The sequence below is a fragment of the Niallia sp. CD-39 genome (assembly GCF_059874745.1).
In genome coordinates, this window is the sequence record NZ_JCBCPS010000001.1 from 1159660 (window position 1) to 1177800 (window position 18141).

An 18141-nucleotide genomic window follows, 5' to 3' on the forward strand; every position below is an offset into this window, starting at 1 on the left:
ATTAATTAGTGTCTGCCTTAGGACTCTCTCTTCTTCTCTTGACTGTGTAAATATTCCTTCACATCATCTTGTATGCTCTGTTCTGCAAGCTTAACATCTGAACGATAAGCCGATCTAGTAATTAAATGTGCAGATACAGGTGCAGTCAGAAAGACGAAAAAGATCCCTAAAAGCAATTTGATACTAAAGTACGATTCCATAACAATGAAATACAACAAGGTTCCGATCAAGATTGACATTATACCGAGCGTTGAGCTTTTTGAAGCAGCATGTGATCGAGTGTAGACATCTGGCAATCTCACAAGTCCTAGTGAACTTAAAAAACAAATAAACGTCCCAACTAAAATAAATAAAACAGATACGAGCTCAATTAGTTCGCTTAGACTCAATGACTACACCCCTTTCTAAATACCTTGAGAATGCGATCGTTCCAATGAAAGATAAGATTCCAATTAATAGAATCACTTCAAAAAAAGCAGTTGTCCTTAATAGAACGGATACGATCGCGACACCACCGATCAAATTAATCCCAATCGAATCCAATGCCTGTACTCGATCAGGAATCGATGGTCCCTTAATTAAGCGGTACGTACAAAACAAAATGGAAAGGACGAGAAACACCAAGCTGACAAATAGAATTCCTTTAACCATGACGTGTCACCTTCTTTATTGCTGCTTCAAATTTCTTTTTAGATTTTGTTACTGAATTACTCGATTCTGGGATATCTAATGCGTGCATGTAAAATACTTTATTGTCTTGTGAAACTTCTAGAACAACTGACCCTGGGGTTAAGGAAAGTAAGAGTGCCAGCAATGTAATCTCTAGTTCTCCTTCCAGGTCTGTTTCAAGCTTGAAAATCCCAGGAGTAATATCAATCTTCGGCTTAATGACTTGACGTATAACGAGAATCGCAGACGTCATCAACTCCCAAATGAAAACAAAGAATAGCTTAACAATTGCTCCAAATGTAAATAGATAAAATTGTCCCTTTAAATATTTTCGTAAAAACAACAGAACAACAATTCCGACAATATAACCATATATAAACGTAAGTGCGTTCCATTGATTTTGCATGAACATCCATAGTACGGCTATGAAGAGATTAATCAATACTTGCATTGGCATACGTCCTCACTCCTTTCAAACAAATTTCTCAGGCTATGGGATAATGACTCCATTAAAGACAGCTTCAATATAGAGGTTCGGGTTCATTAGGCTTTCAACAGCTAAATTCACATATAAGCTAATGCCTTCCGCTCCTAATCCAAGCATAATAGCTAAGGCTGTTAAGATTGTAATTGGGAGCATCACACCTCTTGTCGTTCCTTTTTCCATCTCTTCACTTAAGATTGTTTCTCCCCAGAAAACATTCATAAAGATTTTCATTAAGGAATAAAGAACAAACAAGCTCGTAAACAATCCAATTGCACCTAACCAATAATAACCCGTCTCAAATGTACCTTGAGTGATAAACACCTTGCCTAAAAATCCACTTAACGGAGGAATACCTGCCAATGCTAACGCAGCGATGAAAAACATCCACCCTAAATATGGATGAGTTTTTATCAAGCCACTCATATCTTTAAGCCTGCTTGTGCCAGTAAGCATGATAATCGTCCCTCCAATGAGGAAAACTAAAGCCTTCAGAACCATGTCATGAATTAAATAATAAACTGACCCAGTTATCCCAACAACAGAATAGGAAGCCAAGCCTGCCATAATAAACCCAACACCAATGATCACATTATAGGTGAGGATTCTTTTAACATCTAAATAAGAAGCTGCACCAATTGCACCTAAAATCATCGTCGCTGCACCTAATATACCAATTAACAAGTGAGTTACTTGTGGTTCATGATAGAAGATCAATGTAAACACTCTAAAAATCGCATACATTCCTACTTTTGTTAATAGTCCAGCAAATACAGCTGCAATTGCTGTAGGTGGTGCACTATACGAACCTGGTAACCAGAAGAATAAGAGCAACCCAGCTTTAAGGCTAAATACAATTAAGAAAAGAATCGCAATCGTTGTAATGATTCCATCTTGCCCAACCTCTGCAACTCTGACAGAAAGCTGCGCCATATTTAAAGTTCCTACTACCGCATATAAATAAGCAACTGCAACTAAGAACAAGAATGATGACAAAATATTGATCAATACATATTTAAGTGATTCACGTAATTGCACTCTTGTGCCCCCATGAGAAATCAACACATAAGAAGCGATGAGCATAACTTCAAAGCAAACAAATAAGTTGAAAATATCTCCTGTTACAAATGATCCATACACTCCCGTAATAAGGAAAAGGAAGAAAGGATAAAAATAATGTTTTTCTCGATCTTCACCAATTGTTTTAAAGGCATAAATAACACAGCATAATGCCACAATTGTCGTAGTAATTAACAAGATTGCCGAGAACATATCAACAACCATACTGACCCCGAATGGGGCTTCCCAACCACCTAACTGCAAAGTCTGAATACCATTTTCTTTCACCTGATAAGCCAATAAGACAGAAATAGCTCCTGAAGCGACTAATGCAGCGATACTGAGAAACCTTTGAATCCGGATCTTGTTTTTAAATAGTACCATCATCATTCCAATTAATAACGGAATAATCACTGGAAAAATAATTAAGTTATTCATCCTCATTACCTCTCATTTGATCCGTATTGTCGGTGCCCAGTACCTTGTATGCACGATAACTCAACACTAAGAAGAGTGCTGTTGTAGCAAAGTTAATAACAATAGCTGTTAATATCAACGCTTGTGGCAATGCATCTGTATAGGATAGTCCATCCAGTCCTAACAACGGAGGGCCACCTGATTTTAAGCCTCCCATTGTAAGAAGAAGCAAGTGGACACCATGTCCTAGTATCGATGTTCCTAGAATAATTCGTAATAAACTTTTTGAAAGAATTAAATATGTTCCAATGGCAAAAAAGATTCCAACTAGAATCGACATTAATGTTTCCATTTAGCGATCCTCACTTATCGTCATAATTACTGTAACAGCAGTTCCGATCACGGCAAATGCAACCCCTACATCAAAAATAACTGCTGTAGCAAGTTCAGTTTTACCGAAGATTGGTAAATCAAAATAATCAAATGTTTGTGTTAAAAATGGTGCATCAAACAAAACAGCTCCTAAGCCTGATAAGGTAGCGATGATTACCCCTAACGCAGCGAGGTTTTTAAAATCTATTGAGATATTGTCTCGTACCGTTTCAATGTCATATGAAAGGAAGAGAAGTGTTAAACCTGCTGCAAATGTTAATCCCCCGATGAACCCCCCACCAGGATTATGGTGACCTGAAAAGAAGAGATTGATGGCAAAGGTTAGAATGATAACAACAGCAACCTTCGTCACACCACGCAGTATGACATCATTTGGTTCTCTCATTCTGATCTCCTCCTTTTGCTGTCAATTTGATTAAAATGTATACTCCAATACAAACCATCGTTAATACAAACACTTCAAGCATTGTGTCAATTCCTCTAAAATCGACTAAAATGGCATTTACAATATTATTCGCTCCTGCCAATTCATACGATCGTTCGAAATAGCTTGAAATTGGTTCAAACAGTCTAGTTCCATTCGCTGAAAGTGCAATAATTGTAACGACAATCCCAACAGCGGCAGAAATAATCGCGTTAGTCACTTTAAAAGGAACACGTGTATGTTCTTTTTTAAATTTCGGTAGGTGGTAAAAACAGAGTAAGAATAAAGCTGTTGTTACTGTTTCAATCACCAGCTGTGTAAGAGCTAAGTCTGGCGCTCGGAAGATAACAAAGAACATCGCTACCATATAACCAAGACCACCTAATGCAATAATTGCTGTCAGGCGAGACTTAGCAAACAAAATCGTTATCGCTAAGAAAATCATTCCGATGACTAAACCAGCTTCGTATATGCTTACAGGAGCATCGTTTTCCAGATTGAATACAAATCCGCCAAATACAATCAATGATCCACCTAAAGCAATTGCAATAAAGCCAAAGATGTACACTAAATAATCTCGAATAGATCCGGTCATATATTTATCTGTGATCGACCTAGAAGTAGAATCGACTGATTCTAATGCCTTATTGTATAAGCTGTTTAGTGTCATATTTTGTGGATAGAGTCGGTAAATTCCAATCCATTTTTTCAATCCAATATACATGAAAGTACCTAATGCAACGACCCCTATTGTCATTAATAGTTCAGTATTGATCCCATGCCAAGCTGTAATTTCACTTCGTTCCACTTCAACACCAGCAGGTAAAATCGCAACTAAAGCTGGGTTTAGCAAGTACTTTGATAATACATTTGGGAAGAAGAATATGACGACCACTAATGAAGCAAGAATAATTGGTGGGATTAACATCCCAATTCCAGGTTCATGTGCCTCTTTTTCTAGCTTTTCAGGCTTGTATTTTCCTTTGAACGTCTTGAAGACAAGTATCATACTATATATGAATGTAAACACACTTGCCACCCAGGCAATAACAGGGAATAGGATTCCAACAGAATGCATATTAAAGAAATCCATTTCAGACGCGACTACAACTGCCTTAAAGAACATTTCTTTACTCAAGAAACCATTAAAAGGAGGTAATCCCGCCATTGCAAAGCTTCCAATTAAGGCGATTGTAAAGGAAATAGGCATTAAATGAAGCAGACCACCTAATCGACGTATATCACGAGTACCTGTTTCATGGTCAATAATTCCGACAACCATAAACAAGCTCCCTTTAAATGTTGAATGGTTGACTAAATGGAAGAGCGCTGCTAACAAAGCGACAACATAAATATTCTCTTCACTACCAAAGCCGTAATAAAATGCTGCAGACCCTAGTCCAAGTAAACTCATAATAAGACCTAGCTGGCTGATTGTTGAATAAGCTAAAAGCGCTTTTAAGTCAGGTTGACGAACAGCATTGATTGAGCCGTAGAGCAATGTGATTAAACCAACACTTGATACAATCCAGAACCACTCCATTGATCCTGCAAATATTGGTGTGAAACGAGCAACTAAATATATCCCAGCCTTCACCATTGTTGCAGAGTGCAAATATGCACTAATTGGGGTTGGTGCTTCCATCGCATCAGGCAGCCAAATGCTAAATGGAAATTGTGCAGACTTTGTAAATGCTCCTAATAATAGAAGAATCATCGCTGGTAGGAACAAACTATGACTCGATATAACATCCACTTGTGAGATCATTTCACGAATGCTTAGCGTATCTGTCATCATCGACAGCATAATAAGCCCAGAGAGCATTGCTAGCCCACCGAAGATTGTAATAAGCATTGATTTTTGCGCACCATAACGCGATCTTTGACGTTGATACCAATAGGCAATTAATAAGAAGGAAGAAATACTCGTTAATTCCCAGAACACATAAAGGACTAGAACATTATCAGAAAATACAAGTCCTAGCATTGCCCCCATAAAGAGCAAGAGATAAACATAGAAATTATGCAAAGCCTCTCTCTCTTTTGATAAATAGAAAATTGAATAAAGAACAACGAGCGCACCGATTCCAGAGATTAATAAACCAAATATTAGTCCTAACCCATCTACATGGGTAGTAAAGTTAATTCCGTATGTCGGAATCCATGATATCGTATGAGAAAAGACTTCATTATTCGCAATCGATGGTAAATACCTTAATAAATAGATGAAAATGAATAAAGGCACAAAAAAGACAAACCAGCCTGTATGAATTTTCTTGTTGAAAGCCTTGTACAGCAAAGGCACAAATATAGCCGATAAAAATGGCAGTAGAATCATAAAATATACGAAGGACAAACCAGTTCCCTCCTTAATAAGAATAAAAAAGATGTTTTGTAAACTATGTAATAGTTTGTGTTTTCTTTGTTCATCGCATTACAAAAGTGGCAAGAAAAAAACATCATGGAAGAAATAAACCATGTTTCACAAATTATGACTTTTGAGATTTTCGATAAATAGCATTGACTTTTTTTGTGTGCATGAGCTATAGTCATACATAGTCAATTGGTATTTATGAAAAATACTTCACATCTATTTCGAGGTGAGTTTGTAATGAAAAAAGTAAAAGGGCGCATGGATGAGAGTATCCTAGTCTGTGTATATTACGGCCCTAATGGTGAAAGACTGATTCAGCGTGGGTGTAAAATCGCAAGTATGCTTGATTGCCCACTTTACATTTTAACGATCGATCAAAAGCCTTTCGATGAAATGGACGCTGAAAAGTCGCATTATATTTCAAGATGGCAAGAGCTTGCAGAGATGCATAGTGCCGATGCTTTCATTTTAAAAGATAATGAAAAGCGACCAGTTTCTAAAGTAATTGCCGATGTAGCAAGAGATAAGCATATTACGCAAATCATTTTAGGGCAAACAGCACAAAGTCGCTGGGAACAGATTGCTAAAGGTTCAATAATCAATTCTCTTTTAAAAGAAATTCCTTTTGTTGACCTTCATATCATCTCTGTATCACGTTTCCTTAAAGACGAAGATGGCCTTTATGAAAAAGGTGTTCGCGCATATCTTGTACAAGAAGGTACTAAGTATCGCGTCACATTCACTCATACAAAAGATGTTGCATATGAGGGGATTTTCTTCAAGGATGTTGGTACCGATTTTAACAATGGAGTCTTCAAATTCATGAAGGACCATAAAACTTTGCAAGTTACTTGTATTGAAGATTATGTGACCGAGTTAAAAAATGTTGAAATGGATACAACACTTGAGGACGACGAGGACTGAACTTAATTCGATTTGCTCACCCTTTGCTAAATTAGCAAGGGGTTTTTTCTTTCTCGTTCAATCGTTACCTTCTATAAGTTTACATCCACCTTAATCTCCTTCGCTTCGTGCTTATTTATACCAATGTACCTCAAAGTTTCAGCAGAAGAATGGTGATGATAAATCGATCGTATAAGCGAAATGGCTATTCCTTTTCTATAGGCGTGGTAGCCAAATGTTTTCCTCAACGTATGTGTTCCTATCTTCCCAGTGATGCCAACTTTTTTAGCAGCTGTATTGATGATCCTATATGCTTGTTGTCTTGTGATGGGTTGATCATTCTTTTTCGACTTAAACAAGTAATCTTGCTCACTGCAATTGAATTGATCTAAGAAATTTTTTATTTCTATTCGCACAGATTTATTAATATAAATCTTCTGTACTTCATCACTTTTTTCATCCTTTAAATACAAGAACTCTCTAATCGTTCCTTCTTTCCAAACGTCACCAACTTTTATAAACAGTAAGTCGCTTACCCTAATACCTGTATTAATACCGAACACAAATAACAGTAGATCTCGTTGAGACTGTTGCCTCAATTCCTTCTTAATCGCATTAATACTTTCTACGTTCTTAATCGGGTCGACATACTCCACCGGATTTCCTCCTTGAATCTAATGTAACATAATTATATGTTAACAAAAACTATGTAACATGACAACTTAGAAAACCTACAATAATAAACTTTTAATAATAAAAAAATTCATAATTCATTAAAAATACATTTTTCAACAAGGCTACGTTTATTCTTTTTTAGTTAACTGATTCTAGGTACAGCCAGTTTCACTTGTAACGTTCCGTATGATTGCAACCAAAAAAAGAACCAGAGAATACACTCTGGTCTCGACCTTATAATTATTCATTTAACAAGTATGGTTTAAAGGCTTCTAAAACTTCAACATACCTGTCCTTCGTCATGATTGGAATTCCTTTTTTCAATTGCTCACATTTCCTGCTTTCCAATTTGCCAAGATCGATTTGAAAAAAAGATTGAATGATTTGCGACTGCTCTGGTTTACCATTATAGATCGTCAACACTCCCTCATCTGACACACCAAAGTAACCATTTGCCTTTAACAATGGAGAGATATCATCAACTCGCTTCCGGAAAGTAACTAGGTGCTCCCTCATATCAATAAGTTGCCACTCCTCATACTTTGCCCAAAAATCTTCTACTGAGATAATGGTTTCCACATGCGTCTCTTGACTGACTTCACCATCTACATATTCCCGCTCCAAAATTACCTTGATTCTCTCAGGCTGAATCGATTGTAATTGCTGACTGCTGACATCGATTTGTTGGAAAGGAAGCAAAAAAGCTAGAACTGTAAACAACATATACTTATTGACTTTTGATCTCATCAGGATCACCTCTTATATGGTGGGCATTATAAACTTCCATATTTAGTTTGACCCAATATGTAAACAATATCCTTTATTTAACAAAGAAAAAGAGAGCTTCACTAAGCAGCTCCCTTCATACATTATTCGTTGCTAAATAAGTTTTCTAAATCTAAATCTATTTGATTTCTTGCTCCGTCTGATCTGAGGGTATTATCAATCACTCTCAATCGATAATAATCTCCATCATTGAATAATACTTTTACTTGACCACCATCAGTATATGGCTTTACTCGTTGAATTAGCTTCTTTTCTAAAGCTTCCTCATTCGCCTCTTCATCTAATAAAACTGCGATTGCAACATCGTTTCCTTTAATAACAACACTCGCGTCTCGAACACCATCGACTTCATTAGCTAGCTTTTGGATTTCCTCAACACGCTTGCCTTGATAAGCTCTATAATAAGCAGGCCTTGTCTTCCTACCATCGTCTAATCCTAAATGGTGGTTATAATTTTTATCATTTCGACTAAAACCCGAATCATCTTCTCTCGTTTCATTCCCTAGAGAGTGATCCGCAATTTCGATTAGTACCCCATCATTGTCGCCACTGTTCATCATTTTTTTATTTACATTGCGTTCATGATGTTCATTTGAATAATATCCAATGGATTGGGGGGCGTCATCCCTTGATTGCGAAGATTGAGGATCTTGACTACTACAAGCGACAAGTAAGGACATTGAGCTAAATAAAACGATGCCATACATTTTACCCTTCATTTTAATCCTCCTGAATCTGTCAATTAGTTGAGTATACACTCAAGATTAGCTTGACTAGATCAGGCTATCTTCATACAAGCACATAATTCCTTTTTATAAAAGTAGCTTCTGAATCGAATGTACAAAATTCTTTCTTTGTTCAAATTGATCTACCGTTGCTTTTAACATCTGCCTCATTTTTTCTGGACTTGAAAATAATCGATACTGAATTAATCGATTCCATTCCCGATAAAGATCTGTTGGGTAACATAGAGCAAGCAAAAAAGCATCATTCTGTTTATATTTTGCAAAAGAATCTATTTGCAATAAGGCTTCAAGCTTCCAATCTAACATCGGTAGTATTCGATTGGCGTATTGCAAATAATCATACGCACTTGAACCATAGCTAATTAAGTCAAAATCAATTAAATACAATTGTCCATTTTTAGAACGTAAAAAATTATGATGTGCAACATCACCGTGTAAGATTACCATGGGCTCACCATTTAATTTGTCTAAACTACTTATTAGTTCCAGTAAAACCCATTGACCAATTTGCTCATAATAATGAATCATTTTTTGATCAACAAAAAGGCGGATAAGGCTACTATTATTCCGAAATCGTATTAATCGTTCATTCCATTTCTTATATAGATCAAATGCCGGTAATCGTTTAGTATATTGCTGTACTAGCTTTTCCCCAGTTCGGTGAAAGTTCGCTAATAATTCTGCCCCCTGATCTCGATCACTAGCGTCTTCATAACTAAATTCAGGATAACCATGGTCTATATATTCCAAAATACAAAAGGAGCTCTTATCCATCTGAAAGACAGGTGTTTCTCTATCCAAAAATACATACGTATTATAAAAGTCATGAGCTCTAAAGTCATCCGTTACGTCTTTTTGGACTAACGCATCATTTACAGTTGCAAACCTCTTCATCATGTATTTGTTCTTTTTCGTTTGAATTTTGGAGACGTTTTTACCAACTTGATAAACGGAAACCTCGCCCTCTCCTATATGCTCCGCTAAAAAGGAAAGGAGACGAATATGTTTATCATCGCCTCCTCCGTTAATTTTTTTAATAGTCACTGCTCTCATCATTCTGTCTAGGGAAGTCAAATGGTTGACCACCAAATTGCTGTTGTTGATGAAATGGTTGGCCATAAGGATTTGGATAGAATGGAGCTCCTCCAAAATGACCAGGGTTGAACTGGTGTTGACCTCCAAATTGAGGGTACGGTTGACCACCACAACCACAATCATCGACTCCTTGTACTTGAGGAGATAAAGGCATTTGACTCTCACTTGGCATTAATGGCGCTTGTGTTTGTGATGGATAAAACGGATACTGCCCTTCTGACGGCATTAATGGCGCTTGCATTTGACTAGGTTGGATTGGATATTGCCCTTCCGATGGCATTAACGGTGCCTGCGTTTGACTTGGATAATATGGCATCTGATGCTGACCAGGGAATTGGGCACCTTGAACTTGTTGGTAGGGCATAGCTTGTTGTGGATAGCAAGGAATCGGACCAGGTCCAGGCATCACAGGTGAAATTGGTTGTAAATACTGTGGCGGACACGGATACGGTTGGTGAAACGCTGGTGCGACTTGAGTAGGTTGCAGTGGCAATTGCTGATCATATGCACCCATTACTGGAGCTGGTGTTTGTGCTTCTGATTGTACTTGATGTGGCCATTGGTGGTGCGACGACGATTCCTCATAACTCGGACTTTCGACACCCGCTAATCCATACATTGGATATTGTCCTTGATGCGGTAATTGATGCTGGTGTTGGTGCTGTCCCTGTACTTGTGGGTAAAAATAATTCGGCTGATACATATTCATAGGCTCTTCAAAACCTCCTTGTAGTGATTGAACATTACCTTCAATTTGTTCTTCCTTTGGCAACGGTTTAGCCTGCGGAAATAAATTAGTTGGCTTCGGTGGCAATTGGGGAACTGGCTTAGCCTGTTGAATTGGTTTAGCAGGCTTCTGAGCTTCGTCCACTTTCTTTGGCACTTGCTTAGGAGTCGGTTTCATGTGCTCTATTGGTTTTATTTGCTCTATTGGTTTTACAGGTTTGAATTGCTCTATTGGCTTTACAGGTTTAAATTCCTCTATTGGTTTTACAGGTTTGAATTGCTCTATTGGCTTTACAGGCTTTGCTTGCTGAATCGGTTTTGCAGGCTTTTGTGCACCAACATTCATCATATAGTAATTGTTGATATCGATATTTGGCATTTTCGGCATCTTTGGTACATATTGTTGCTTCGGCGCTTGTTGCATTGGTGCTTCCGCTTTAGGTTGTTCCTTAGGAGCCTGCATGATAGGCTGCTCTTTTTGCATTTCTTTTTTAGAACCCATATTGATTTTTGTTTCGTTTTTGCCAATCGGTGCTTCCTTCTTAACTGAACCGCCACCATCTGGAATTTTAATTTTCATTCCGGGCATAATCATGTCAGGATTGCTTAGCTGAGTGTTCAACTTTTTCAGCTGTTCAAAATTCGCGCCGTACTTTTTCGCAATCTTCCATAAGGTATCCCCTTTTTGTACGATATGGATTTTCACTCTGATTTCCCTCCTATGAGATGTTATAACTACGATCAACACAACACTCCATTTGTTCTGCTGATAGCTGCTGAATATTCAAGGCATACTTACGGGGCATCCTCCATTTTGACATAATAGGATATACGCCCGTATCGCGATAGTCCATATAGTGTATGAAAGTGTGGGCAAATTGCTAATCATCTTCAAAAAAACTTATGCTTTTTTTTAATGAATTATGATTTAACGCGATACATTCTATTTTTAGAATAGAAAAAAACCAAGAGAAGTGAACGCTCTTGGTTTAATAAAAGATTGCTTTATAAAGATATTTGAGATTGTTTTTCTAGTTGAAAATGCGGGTAGCTTCCTAGAATCTTTACGGTACAACCAAGTGCCTCTAACTCAGCTACTACACCTGGCATAAGAACCTCATCCTGCTTCATATCAATATCGATAATAAAAAAGTAATTGCCTAAGCCCGTCTTAGTTGGGCGCGATTCTATTTTTGATAAGTTCATATTTCTCCACGCAAAGGCTGACAACACCTGATGTAGCGCCCCTGAACGGTCAAGTGGCAATGTCACCATTACCGTCGTTTTGTCCCCTATCTTTTGTTTATGAGGGATACGAACTTCTTTCATTTTTTTAGAAATAATAATAAACCGTGTATGATTGTAATCAAAATCATGAATATCAGGATAGATTATTTTTAGCCCATATTCTTTAGCTGCTAGTTCATTGGCAATCGCTGCAATCTTCAACGATGGATGTTCTTTCACATATTGAGCAGCAGCTGCAGTTGACGTTGTATTGACCGTCGAAATCCCTTTAAGATTTGCATGAAGGAACTTATGACACTGCGCAATAGCATGCGAATGACTATACACTTGGTTAATTGTTTGCTTTTCATCTATATTCGTTGGGTGTACCATTAAATGTTGCCTAATAGGGGAAGTCACTTCTCCAATAATCGGAAAACTAGCTTCATGGATTAAATAATCGAGTGTGATGTTAACTGATCCTTCAAGTGCATTTTCTAGCGGGACAACAGCAATATCTATCTCTTCATTTTCCAATGCATCAAAACAATCAGGAATTGTTTGCATCGGATTTGCTTGGACATTTGGAAACAAGCCTCTAACTGCTATATCTGTAAATGTTGCTTTTGGTCCTAGAAAACCAATCCTCATCATGCCAACTCCCTAATCATTTTCTATTAATTTTAATTTTTAGATAATAAAAACTAAGAAAAGTGCAAGGCACCCGCCTATCGGCGATAACAATAAGACGAAGACCGCAAGAAATCCTGATTCCTGGAGGACTTTATCTCTTCTCCTCTCTTTAAAAAGAGAAGAGATAAAGCTCCTAATGCCCATTATGCACCGGAGCTTAATACCTCAACTTTATCAACAAATTCAAGCCTTCTTAACTGAGACAAAAGCTCATCAATTTCTATTCCCATATCTGCTATATTTAAAGAAAGCGTTACATTGGCTCTCCCTAAAAGAGGAATTGTCTGGTGAATCGTTAATACATTGCATCCAGAAGTAGCTACTACATTTAATAAGTGTGATAGCGTACCTGAACGGTCTTCCAGGTGAAAAAACAAGGTGATGATTCTTTCTTTAACTACTGTATGAAATGGAAAGACTGAGTCACGATATTTATAAAAAGCACTTCGGCTTATATCTACTTTCTGCACCGCATCCCAAACGGAAACAGCCTTCCCACGTTCAATCATTTCTTTAGCTTCTAATGTTTTTTTCATCGCCTCAGGTAAAACATCTTCTCGAACCAAATAAAACTTTTTATCTAACTTTTCTTGTTTCATTTCTTCACCTCGCCACCCTCTACATGGCTTATTCGATAAATTCAAATTCATATTCCATTAATTTAACAATATCTCCGTCTGTCGCTCCTTTTTCACGAAGAGCGTCATCTACGCCCATACCTCTTAACTGACGAGCAAATCGTCTAACCGATTCATCTCTTGAAAAGTCTGTCATCTTAAATAGCTTCTCAATCGCAGCACCCTCAACAATAAAGATGCCTGCTGAGTCACGAGTAATTGTAAACTCTTTCTCAGTTGCTTCATGCTTATAAAGAACACGATGAACACCTGCATCTTCATCCTTCTCTTCATCGAGTGGAAATTCTGGTGTTTCTTCGAGTTTATCTGCAACGGCAAATAACAGCTCCCTTAAACCAGCTTGCGTAAACGCAGAAATAGGGAATACAGGAGATTCATCCTCTAGTTGCTCTTTAAACTTTTTAAGGTTCTCTTCTGCATCAGGCATATCCATTTTATTGGCTACAATAATTTGAGGCCGCTCCGTCAAACGTAAGTTATATTCTTTTAGTTCTTTATTTATGGTCAAATAATCTTCGTATGGATCTCGACCTTCCATCGCAGCCATATCAATTACGTGAACGATAACTCTTGTTCGTTCTATATGACGTAAAAATTGATGTCCAAGCCCGACACCTTCATGTGCTCCCTCGATAAGTCCAGGTAAATCAGCCATGACAAAGCTTCTTTGATCATCTGTAGCAACCATTCCTAAATTAGGAACAATCGTTGTAAAATGATATTCGGCAATCTTTGGCTTCGCTGCAGATACAACTGAAAGCAGTGTTGATTTTCCTACACTTGGAAAGCCAACAAGGCCAACATCCGCCAATAATTTTAATTCTAAAACGACGTCTCTTTCTTGACCAGGTTCACCATGTTCTGAAAGCTCCGGCGCTGGGTTTGCAGGTGTAGCAAAGCGTGAATTTCCACGTCCACCACGTCCGCCTTTCGCAATAACAGCACGCTGTCCATGCTCTATTAAATCCGCAATGACTTCTTTTGTTTCAGCATCTGTCACAACCGTACCAGGTGGAACCTTAACGATCATATCCTTCGCTCCACGCCCGTGTTGGTTTTTAGACATTCCATGCTCTCCACGGTCAGCTTTGAAATGACGCTTAAATCGGAAATCCATTAGCGTTCTTAAACCTTCTTCAACTTGAAAAATAACATCTGCTCCTTGGCCACCATCGCCTCCAGCAGGTCCACCTTTTGGCACATATTTTTCACGACGGAAAGCAACCATCCCGTTGCCTCCATCTCCACCTTTAACATAAACTTTCACTTGATCGACAAACATGAAACTACCTCCTAACCGCAATAAAACAAAGGGTTCCCCTTTACTTTTGTTGCATTTGAAGAACAAGGAGGAATTCAGTTTCTGAGAATTGTTGTAACTCTACAGTTCCTTCCTTTACCTCTTCATTTAAAAATGCTTGCAGTTGTTCTTTTTTTTCTATTATTCCGCTAAAATCGAAAAAGAAACGACCATCACAATCAGATGGTTCAATTGAAACGGAAAGATGATTTTCACTAAAAGGTCTTACAGCTGCATCTAAACAAGAAAAAAAAGAGCCTGTCCAGTTTGTTAAAGCCAGATCATCAATCCCGTGTAAAGAAACACCTTCATCTATATCCAACACATCATAATCTAATTGAAAGCGATGGCTTCCCCAATTATAACTAAGGAGAAGGCCTGCGAACATTGGAAGCTTTAAATTCGACAATTTCGCTTCTAGCTGTGATTCTACGATGATTTCATCAATTATTTCTTTCGCTCGATCTACCTTGTCTAATGCAATATTCCCTTTAATTAATTGTAACTTGTTTAACCAGTCATGTCTCACATGACGCAGTATTTCTATCATATTCCACTCTTTATCCATTGTATACACCTTCATCTATATAGTCGCTGCTCTCTACATGGTGTAAGTATAACAAAAAAGGGGAAAGACGCGAGTGAATTTCTATAAATTTCTTGGATTCAATAAAAAGTTATTGATATCACCTTGGAGTTGTTGATTTATATCGTAAAGTTGTTGATATCGCCTTAGAGTTGTTGATTTATATCGTAAAGTTGTTGATATCGCCTTATAATTGTTGATTTATTCCCAATAGCTGTTGATATCGTGAATGAGTTGTGGGTTATTCTGTAATTTTGTTGATAACGCCTCAAATCTCATCAGTTCACAACTAAATTGTTGTATTCAAACAATACGCTTGTTTTTTAACTTGTAAAAAAAACGAAAACTCTAACCATATTCGGTTAGAGTTTCGATTCATTTTATGCTTCTTGAGCTTGTGGGTAAACACTTACTTGTTTACGGTCACGTCCAAGACGCTCAAATTTAACAACACCATCGACTTTCGCGTATAGCGTGTCATCTCCACCTTTGCCTACGTTTGTACCAGGATAAATCTTAGTTCCACGCTGACGGTAAAGAATTGAGCCTCCAGTTACGAATTGACCATCCGCACGCTTAGCGCCAAGGCGCTTAGAAATAGAGTCACGTCCGTTCTTTGTTGAACCTACTCCCTTTTTAGATGCGAATAATTGAAGATCCAATTTTAATAACATGTATTCCACCTCCTAGTTTTTGAAGGTAATCTTTATATTTTGACCATATTGCTCTTCAATCGTCTTCAAGGAAACAACCATTCCTTCAAGCAAAACTTGAATTTTTTTTAACAATTCATCATTTATTGATTTTGGCAACTCGCATTTGAGAAAACCATCCTCGTCCTGTTGAATGTTCGGAGTAATCCCTGTTAATTCATGAATCGCATTAATCGTTCCAACAGATACAGCTGAGACACCTGCACAGACTATATCCTTGCCGCGTTCTGCAAAAAAAGCATGACCACTTATGGCAAAAGATTGAATATTTCCGACATCATTACGATAAATCGTAACACCGATCATCTATATCATTTCCTTAAGCGTTGATCTTTTCAATCACAACTTTAGTGTATGGTTGACGATGACCTTGCTTTTTACGATAGTTTTTCTTCGCTTTGTACTTGAATACAGTGATTTTTTTCGCACGACCTTGCTTTTCAACTTTAGCCGTTACAGTAGCACCCTCAACAACTGGGCTACCTACTTTTACACTGTCTCCACCAACGAATAGAACTTTTTCAAAAGTAATTGTTTCGCCTGCTTCTCCGTTAAGCTTTTCGATGTAGATTGCTTGACCTTCTTCTACACGTACTTGCTTACCACCAGTTTCAATAATTGCGTACATGACATGCACCTCCTCTTAGACTAAGACTCGCCATTTGCAGGTGGGTTATGTATTCACTAACCACTTAATACCTGTTATGTGCGGTTGTAGCATGGTGCGCTACAAACATAACATCAAAATGTTATCATACTGCGACAATAACTGTCAATTAAATCTTACAAAGTCATTCGTTTAATTTCATATATTGGATGGGAATGGTGTGTTTCTTCAATAATTATCTCCAAATTTGATTGCTCACAAATTCTGTGGAAATGCTCATCGTCTCGTCCGCAAAAGGCTTCCTTTACATCTTTTGTCATAGCAACAACAACAGATGAATATTCAGAATGGCGATATTCCCAAAGAGCTCTTTCTAGGCGATAAGCCATTGTCTCTGCACTTAAGACATGCCCCTTACCATCACAGGTTGGACATTTCATTGAAACGGTTTCTAAAAGGGAATTTCGTATTTTTTTACGCACGATTTGCAAGAGGTTAAGCTCAGTAAAACCAATAATCCTCGTAAATCGGTCATCCGCTTTAAACTCTTCCTCAATAATTGAAAGTATTTGTTTTCGCTCATGTGAAGTTTTCATATCAATAAAATCAATGATGATGATGCCAGCTAAATCTCTTAGTTTAATCTGTTTAGCTGCTTCTTTAGCAGCGAGCTCATTTACATGAAGAACAGTCTCTTCTCTATTGCTTTTCCCTTTGAACTTTCCAGAGTTCACATCTATAACGTTCATCGCTTCCCCTTCTTCGATAATGAGAAAGCTCCCTTGATCCAACCAAACAATTTTTTTTAGCGCACGCTCTATAGTAGCGTCCACACCATACTTAGAAAAAATCGCTTCTTGATCCGTATGTAAATAAAACGTTCTTTCCAAATCGGTCTCTAACTTCTTTTTAAGAGAAGCATCATCTATTATTACAACTGCATCTTTATGAGAATCGATTTCTTTTAAAAGTTCTTTCGTAAACGAATCCACACTGTACACAAGCCCTTTTTTTATCTTTTTTCCTATTAATTCAGCTTGTGTATATTGCATTCGTAGGTCTTCTAGTTCGATTAGTAGTGTCTTTTCAGATTGGTTAGCTGCTGATGTGCGCACGATGATGCCTTCTTCAGCTGTCTTTACTCTATCAGTGATTGTACGAAGACGCTCTTGAATACTTAAATCTGTTACTTTTTTTGAAACAGCTATGTATTTCCCATATGGCATATAAACAAGGTGCTGACCGGATACCTCGATAATTCCCGTAACTCGAGGTCCCTTTGTTCCCGTCGCATCCTTTTCAACTTGAATGAGGATTCTCTCCCCTTGATGAATATATTGAGAAATCAAATGCTCTTTCTTATGTGGATCTTTATTCTGCACATAAGAAACAAGCTTTTCCTTTGAGATGAACGCCCTTTTTTCTTCCCCAAAATCAACAAATGCTGCATTCATACCTGGGAGCACTTTTTCGACAACCCCCATATAAACATTTCCCACAAGGCTCTTCCGCTCATTATGACCAATATATAATTTGATTACTTCCTTTTCATTCAACACAGCATAGCGCTTTTCCCTTGATTGAACATTCACTACTATAGATTTCAAAACGTATAAGCCCCACTTC

21 protein-coding genes and 1 other annotated feature are annotated in these 18141 nt (G+C 37.7%); of the genes, 1 reads left to right on the forward strand and 20 read right to left on the reverse strand.

Going from position 1 to position 18141, the window contains the following annotated elements:
• Positions 1-17: 17 nt before the first annotated feature.
• Genes mnhG through AC6F34_RS05950 form a run of 7 tightly spaced genes read right to left on the reverse strand, consistent with a single transcriptional unit; the run spans position 18 to position 5802 of the window.
• Entirely contained in the window at positions 18-389 is a 372-nt protein-coding gene (mnhG, locus tag AC6F34_RS05920; protein ID WP_500769905.1) for a monovalent cation/H(+) antiporter subunit G, read from the reverse strand.
• A complete protein-coding gene (locus AC6F34_RS05925; RefSeq protein ID WP_500769907.1) occupies positions 367-651 on the reverse strand; it encodes a Na(+)/H(+) antiporter subunit F1 in 285 nt (94 codons plus the stop codon). Before AC6F34_RS05925 ends, mnhG begins: the two co-directional genes overlap by 23 nt.
• Positions 644-1126, reverse strand: coding sequence for a Na+/H+ antiporter subunit E (locus tag AC6F34_RS05930; RefSeq protein ID WP_500769909.1), 483 nt, complete (start codon positions 1124-1126; stop codon positions 644-646). The genes AC6F34_RS05925 and AC6F34_RS05930 overlap by 8 nt, the downstream gene beginning before the upstream one ends.
• Before the next feature lie 33 nt (positions 1127-1159).
• Positions 1160-2650: a Na+/H+ antiporter subunit D gene (locus tag AC6F34_RS05935; protein ID WP_500769911.1), complete on the reverse strand. Its 1491-nt coding sequence runs from the start codon at positions 2648-2650 to the stop codon at positions 1160-1162.
• Positions 2643-2981: a Na(+)/H(+) antiporter subunit C gene (locus AC6F34_RS05940; protein WP_500769913.1), complete on the reverse strand. Its 339-nt coding sequence runs from the start codon at positions 2979-2981 to the stop codon at positions 2643-2645. The genes AC6F34_RS05935 and AC6F34_RS05940 overlap by 8 nt, the downstream gene beginning before the upstream one ends.
• Complete coding sequence (locus AC6F34_RS05945; protein ID WP_500769915.1) at positions 2982-3407, reverse strand: Na(+)/H(+) antiporter subunit B; 426 nt, start codon at positions 3405-3407, stop codon at positions 2982-2984.
• Complete coding sequence (locus AC6F34_RS05950) at positions 3391-5802, reverse strand: Na+/H+ antiporter subunit A (RefSeq protein ID WP_500769917.1); 2412 nt, start codon at positions 5800-5802, stop codon at positions 3391-3393. Before AC6F34_RS05950 ends, AC6F34_RS05945 begins: the two co-directional genes overlap by 17 nt.
• A gap of 255 nt (positions 5803-6057) precedes the next feature.
• Here AC6F34_RS05950 and AC6F34_RS05955 point away from each other — a divergent pair, with 255 nt between their 5' ends.
• Positions 6058-6744 carry a universal stress protein gene (locus tag AC6F34_RS05955; RefSeq protein WP_500769919.1) on the forward strand — a complete coding sequence of 229 codons (687 nt, stop codon included), beginning with the start codon at positions 6058-6060 and terminating at the stop codon, positions 6742-6744.
• A gap of 71 nt (positions 6745-6815) precedes the next feature.
• Here the strand turns inward: AC6F34_RS05955 and AC6F34_RS05960 are convergent, their stop codons facing one another.
• From AC6F34_RS05960 to AC6F34_RS06020, 13 genes are all read right to left on the reverse strand, one after another.
• Complete coding sequence (locus AC6F34_RS05960) at positions 6816-7379, reverse strand: tyrosine-type recombinase/integrase (protein ID WP_500769921.1); 564 nt, start codon at positions 7377-7379, stop codon at positions 6816-6818.
• Between the two features lie 259 nt (positions 7380-7638).
• Positions 7639-8145 carry a BofC C-terminal domain-containing protein gene (locus AC6F34_RS05965; protein WP_500769923.1) on the reverse strand — a complete coding sequence of 169 codons (507 nt, stop codon included), beginning with the start codon at positions 8143-8145 and terminating at the stop codon, positions 7639-7641.
• Between the two features lie 122 nt (positions 8146-8267).
• Positions 8268-8903, reverse strand: a complete 636-nt coding sequence (locus AC6F34_RS05970; RefSeq protein WP_500769925.1) for a YhcN/YlaJ family sporulation lipoprotein — start codon at positions 8901-8903, stop codon at positions 8268-8270.
• Between the two features lie 93 nt (positions 8904-8996).
• Complete coding sequence (locus AC6F34_RS05975; RefSeq protein WP_500769927.1) at positions 8997-9974, reverse strand: phosphotransferase; 978 nt, start codon at positions 9972-9974, stop codon at positions 8997-8999.
• The gene (gene safA, locus AC6F34_RS05980; RefSeq protein WP_500769929.1) at positions 9964-11457 is read right to left on the reverse strand and encodes a SafA/ExsA family spore coat assembly protein; all 1494 of its coding nucleotides are present in this window, start codon (positions 11455-11457) and stop codon (positions 9964-9966) included. The genes AC6F34_RS05975 and safA overlap by 11 nt, the downstream gene beginning before the upstream one ends.
• A 299-nt stretch (positions 11458-11756) precedes the next feature.
• Positions 11757-12629, reverse strand: a complete 873-nt coding sequence (gene pheA / locus AC6F34_RS05985) for a prephenate dehydratase (RefSeq protein ID WP_500769931.1) — start codon at positions 12627-12629, stop codon at positions 11757-11759.
• 185 nt (positions 12630-12814) lie between these two features.
• Positions 12815-13270, reverse strand: coding sequence for a transcriptional regulator ThrR (gene thrR, locus AC6F34_RS05990; protein ID WP_500769934.1), 456 nt, complete (start codon positions 13268-13270; stop codon positions 12815-12817).
• 28 nt (positions 13271-13298) lie between these two features.
• Positions 13299-14591, reverse strand: coding sequence for a GTPase ObgE (gene obgE / locus AC6F34_RS05995; protein ID WP_500769936.1), 1293 nt, complete (start codon positions 14589-14591; stop codon positions 13299-13301).
• Positions 14592-14631: 40 nt separating this feature from the next.
• The gene (locus AC6F34_RS06000; protein WP_500769938.1) at positions 14632-15177 is read right to left on the reverse strand and encodes a Spo0B C-terminal domain-containing protein; all 546 of its coding nucleotides are present in this window, start codon (positions 15175-15177) and stop codon (positions 14632-14634) included.
• A 398-nt stretch (positions 15178-15575) separates the two neighbouring features.
• Positions 15576-15869 carry a 50S ribosomal protein L27 gene (gene rpmA, locus AC6F34_RS06005; protein WP_500769940.1) on the reverse strand — a complete coding sequence of 98 codons (294 nt, stop codon included), beginning with the start codon at positions 15867-15869 and terminating at the stop codon, positions 15576-15578.
• 12 nt (positions 15870-15881) lie between these two features.
• Entirely contained in the window at positions 15882-16214 is a 333-nt protein-coding gene (locus AC6F34_RS06010; protein WP_500769942.1) for a ribosomal-processing cysteine protease Prp, read from the reverse strand.
• A 13-nt stretch (positions 16215-16227) separates the two neighbouring features.
• Entirely contained in the window at positions 16228-16536 is a 309-nt protein-coding gene (rplU, locus tag AC6F34_RS06015) for a 50S ribosomal protein L21 (RefSeq protein ID WP_500769944.1), read from the reverse strand.
• A gap of 13 nt (positions 16537-16549) precedes the next feature.
• Positions 16550-16632, reverse strand: a sequence feature (ribosomal protein L21 leader region).
• 59 nt (positions 16633-16691) lie between these two features.
• Positions 16692-18122, reverse strand: a complete 1431-nt coding sequence (locus tag AC6F34_RS06020; RefSeq protein ID WP_500769946.1) for an Rne/Rng family ribonuclease — start codon at positions 18120-18122, stop codon at positions 16692-16694.
• Between the last annotated feature and the right edge of the window lie 19 nt (positions 18123-18141).

What these genes read in the sequence shown, in the direction of transcription:
- AC6F34_RS05935 (WP_500769911.1), bottom strand. Translation starts at nt 2,650, where the DNA reads ATGAATAACTTAATTATTTTTCCAGTGATTATTCCGTTATTAATTGGA.
- AC6F34_RS05930 (WP_500769909.1), bottom strand. Translation starts at nt 1,126, where the DNA reads ATGCCAATGCAAGTATTGATTAATCTCTTCATAGCCGTACTATGGATG.
- AC6F34_RS05940 (WP_500769913.1), bottom strand. Translation starts at nt 2,981, where the DNA reads ATGGAAACATTAATGTCGATTCTAGTTGGAATCTTTTTTGCCATTGGA.
- AC6F34_RS05925 (WP_500769907.1), bottom strand. Translation starts at nt 651, where the DNA reads ATGGTTAAAGGAATTCTATTTGTCAGCTTGGTGTTTCTCGTCCTTTCC.
- AC6F34_RS05955 (WP_500769919.1), top strand. Translation starts at nt 6,058, where the DNA reads ATGAAAAAAGTAAAAGGGCGCATGGATGAGAGTATCCTAGTCTGTGTA.
- AC6F34_RS05945 (WP_500769915.1), bottom strand. Translation starts at nt 3,407, where the DNA reads ATGAGAGAACCAAATGATGTCATACTGCGTGGTGTGACGAAGGTTGCT.
- rpmA (WP_500769940.1), bottom strand. Translation starts at nt 15,869, where the DNA reads ATGTTATTAAAATTGGATCTTCAATTATTCGCATCTAAAAAGGGAGTA.
- rplU (WP_500769944.1), bottom strand. Translation starts at nt 16,536, where the DNA reads ATGTACGCAATTATTGAAACTGGTGGTAAGCAAGTACGTGTAGAAGAA.
- pheA (WP_500769931.1), bottom strand. Translation starts at nt 12,629, where the DNA reads ATGAGGATTGGTTTTCTAGGACCAAAAGCAACATTTACAGATATAGCA.
- AC6F34_RS05970 (WP_500769925.1), bottom strand. Translation starts at nt 8,903, where the DNA reads ATGAAGGGTAAAATGTATGGCATCGTTTTATTTAGCTCAATGTCCTTA.
- thrR (WP_500769934.1), bottom strand. Translation starts at nt 13,270, where the DNA reads ATGAAACAAGAAAAGTTAGATAAAAAGTTTTATTTGGTTCGAGAAGAT.
- AC6F34_RS06000 (WP_500769938.1), bottom strand. Translation starts at nt 15,177, where the DNA reads ATGGATAAAGAGTGGAATATGATAGAAATACTGCGTCATGTGAGACAT.
- AC6F34_RS06010 (WP_500769942.1), bottom strand. Translation starts at nt 16,214, where the DNA reads ATGATCGGTGTTACGATTTATCGTAATGATGTCGGAAATATTCAATCT.
- obgE (WP_500769936.1), bottom strand. Translation starts at nt 14,591, where the DNA reads ATGTTTGTCGATCAAGTGAAAGTTTATGTTAAAGGTGGAGATGGAGGC.
- AC6F34_RS05965 (WP_500769923.1), bottom strand. Translation starts at nt 8,145, where the DNA reads ATGAGATCAAAAGTCAATAAGTATATGTTGTTTACAGTTCTAGCTTTT.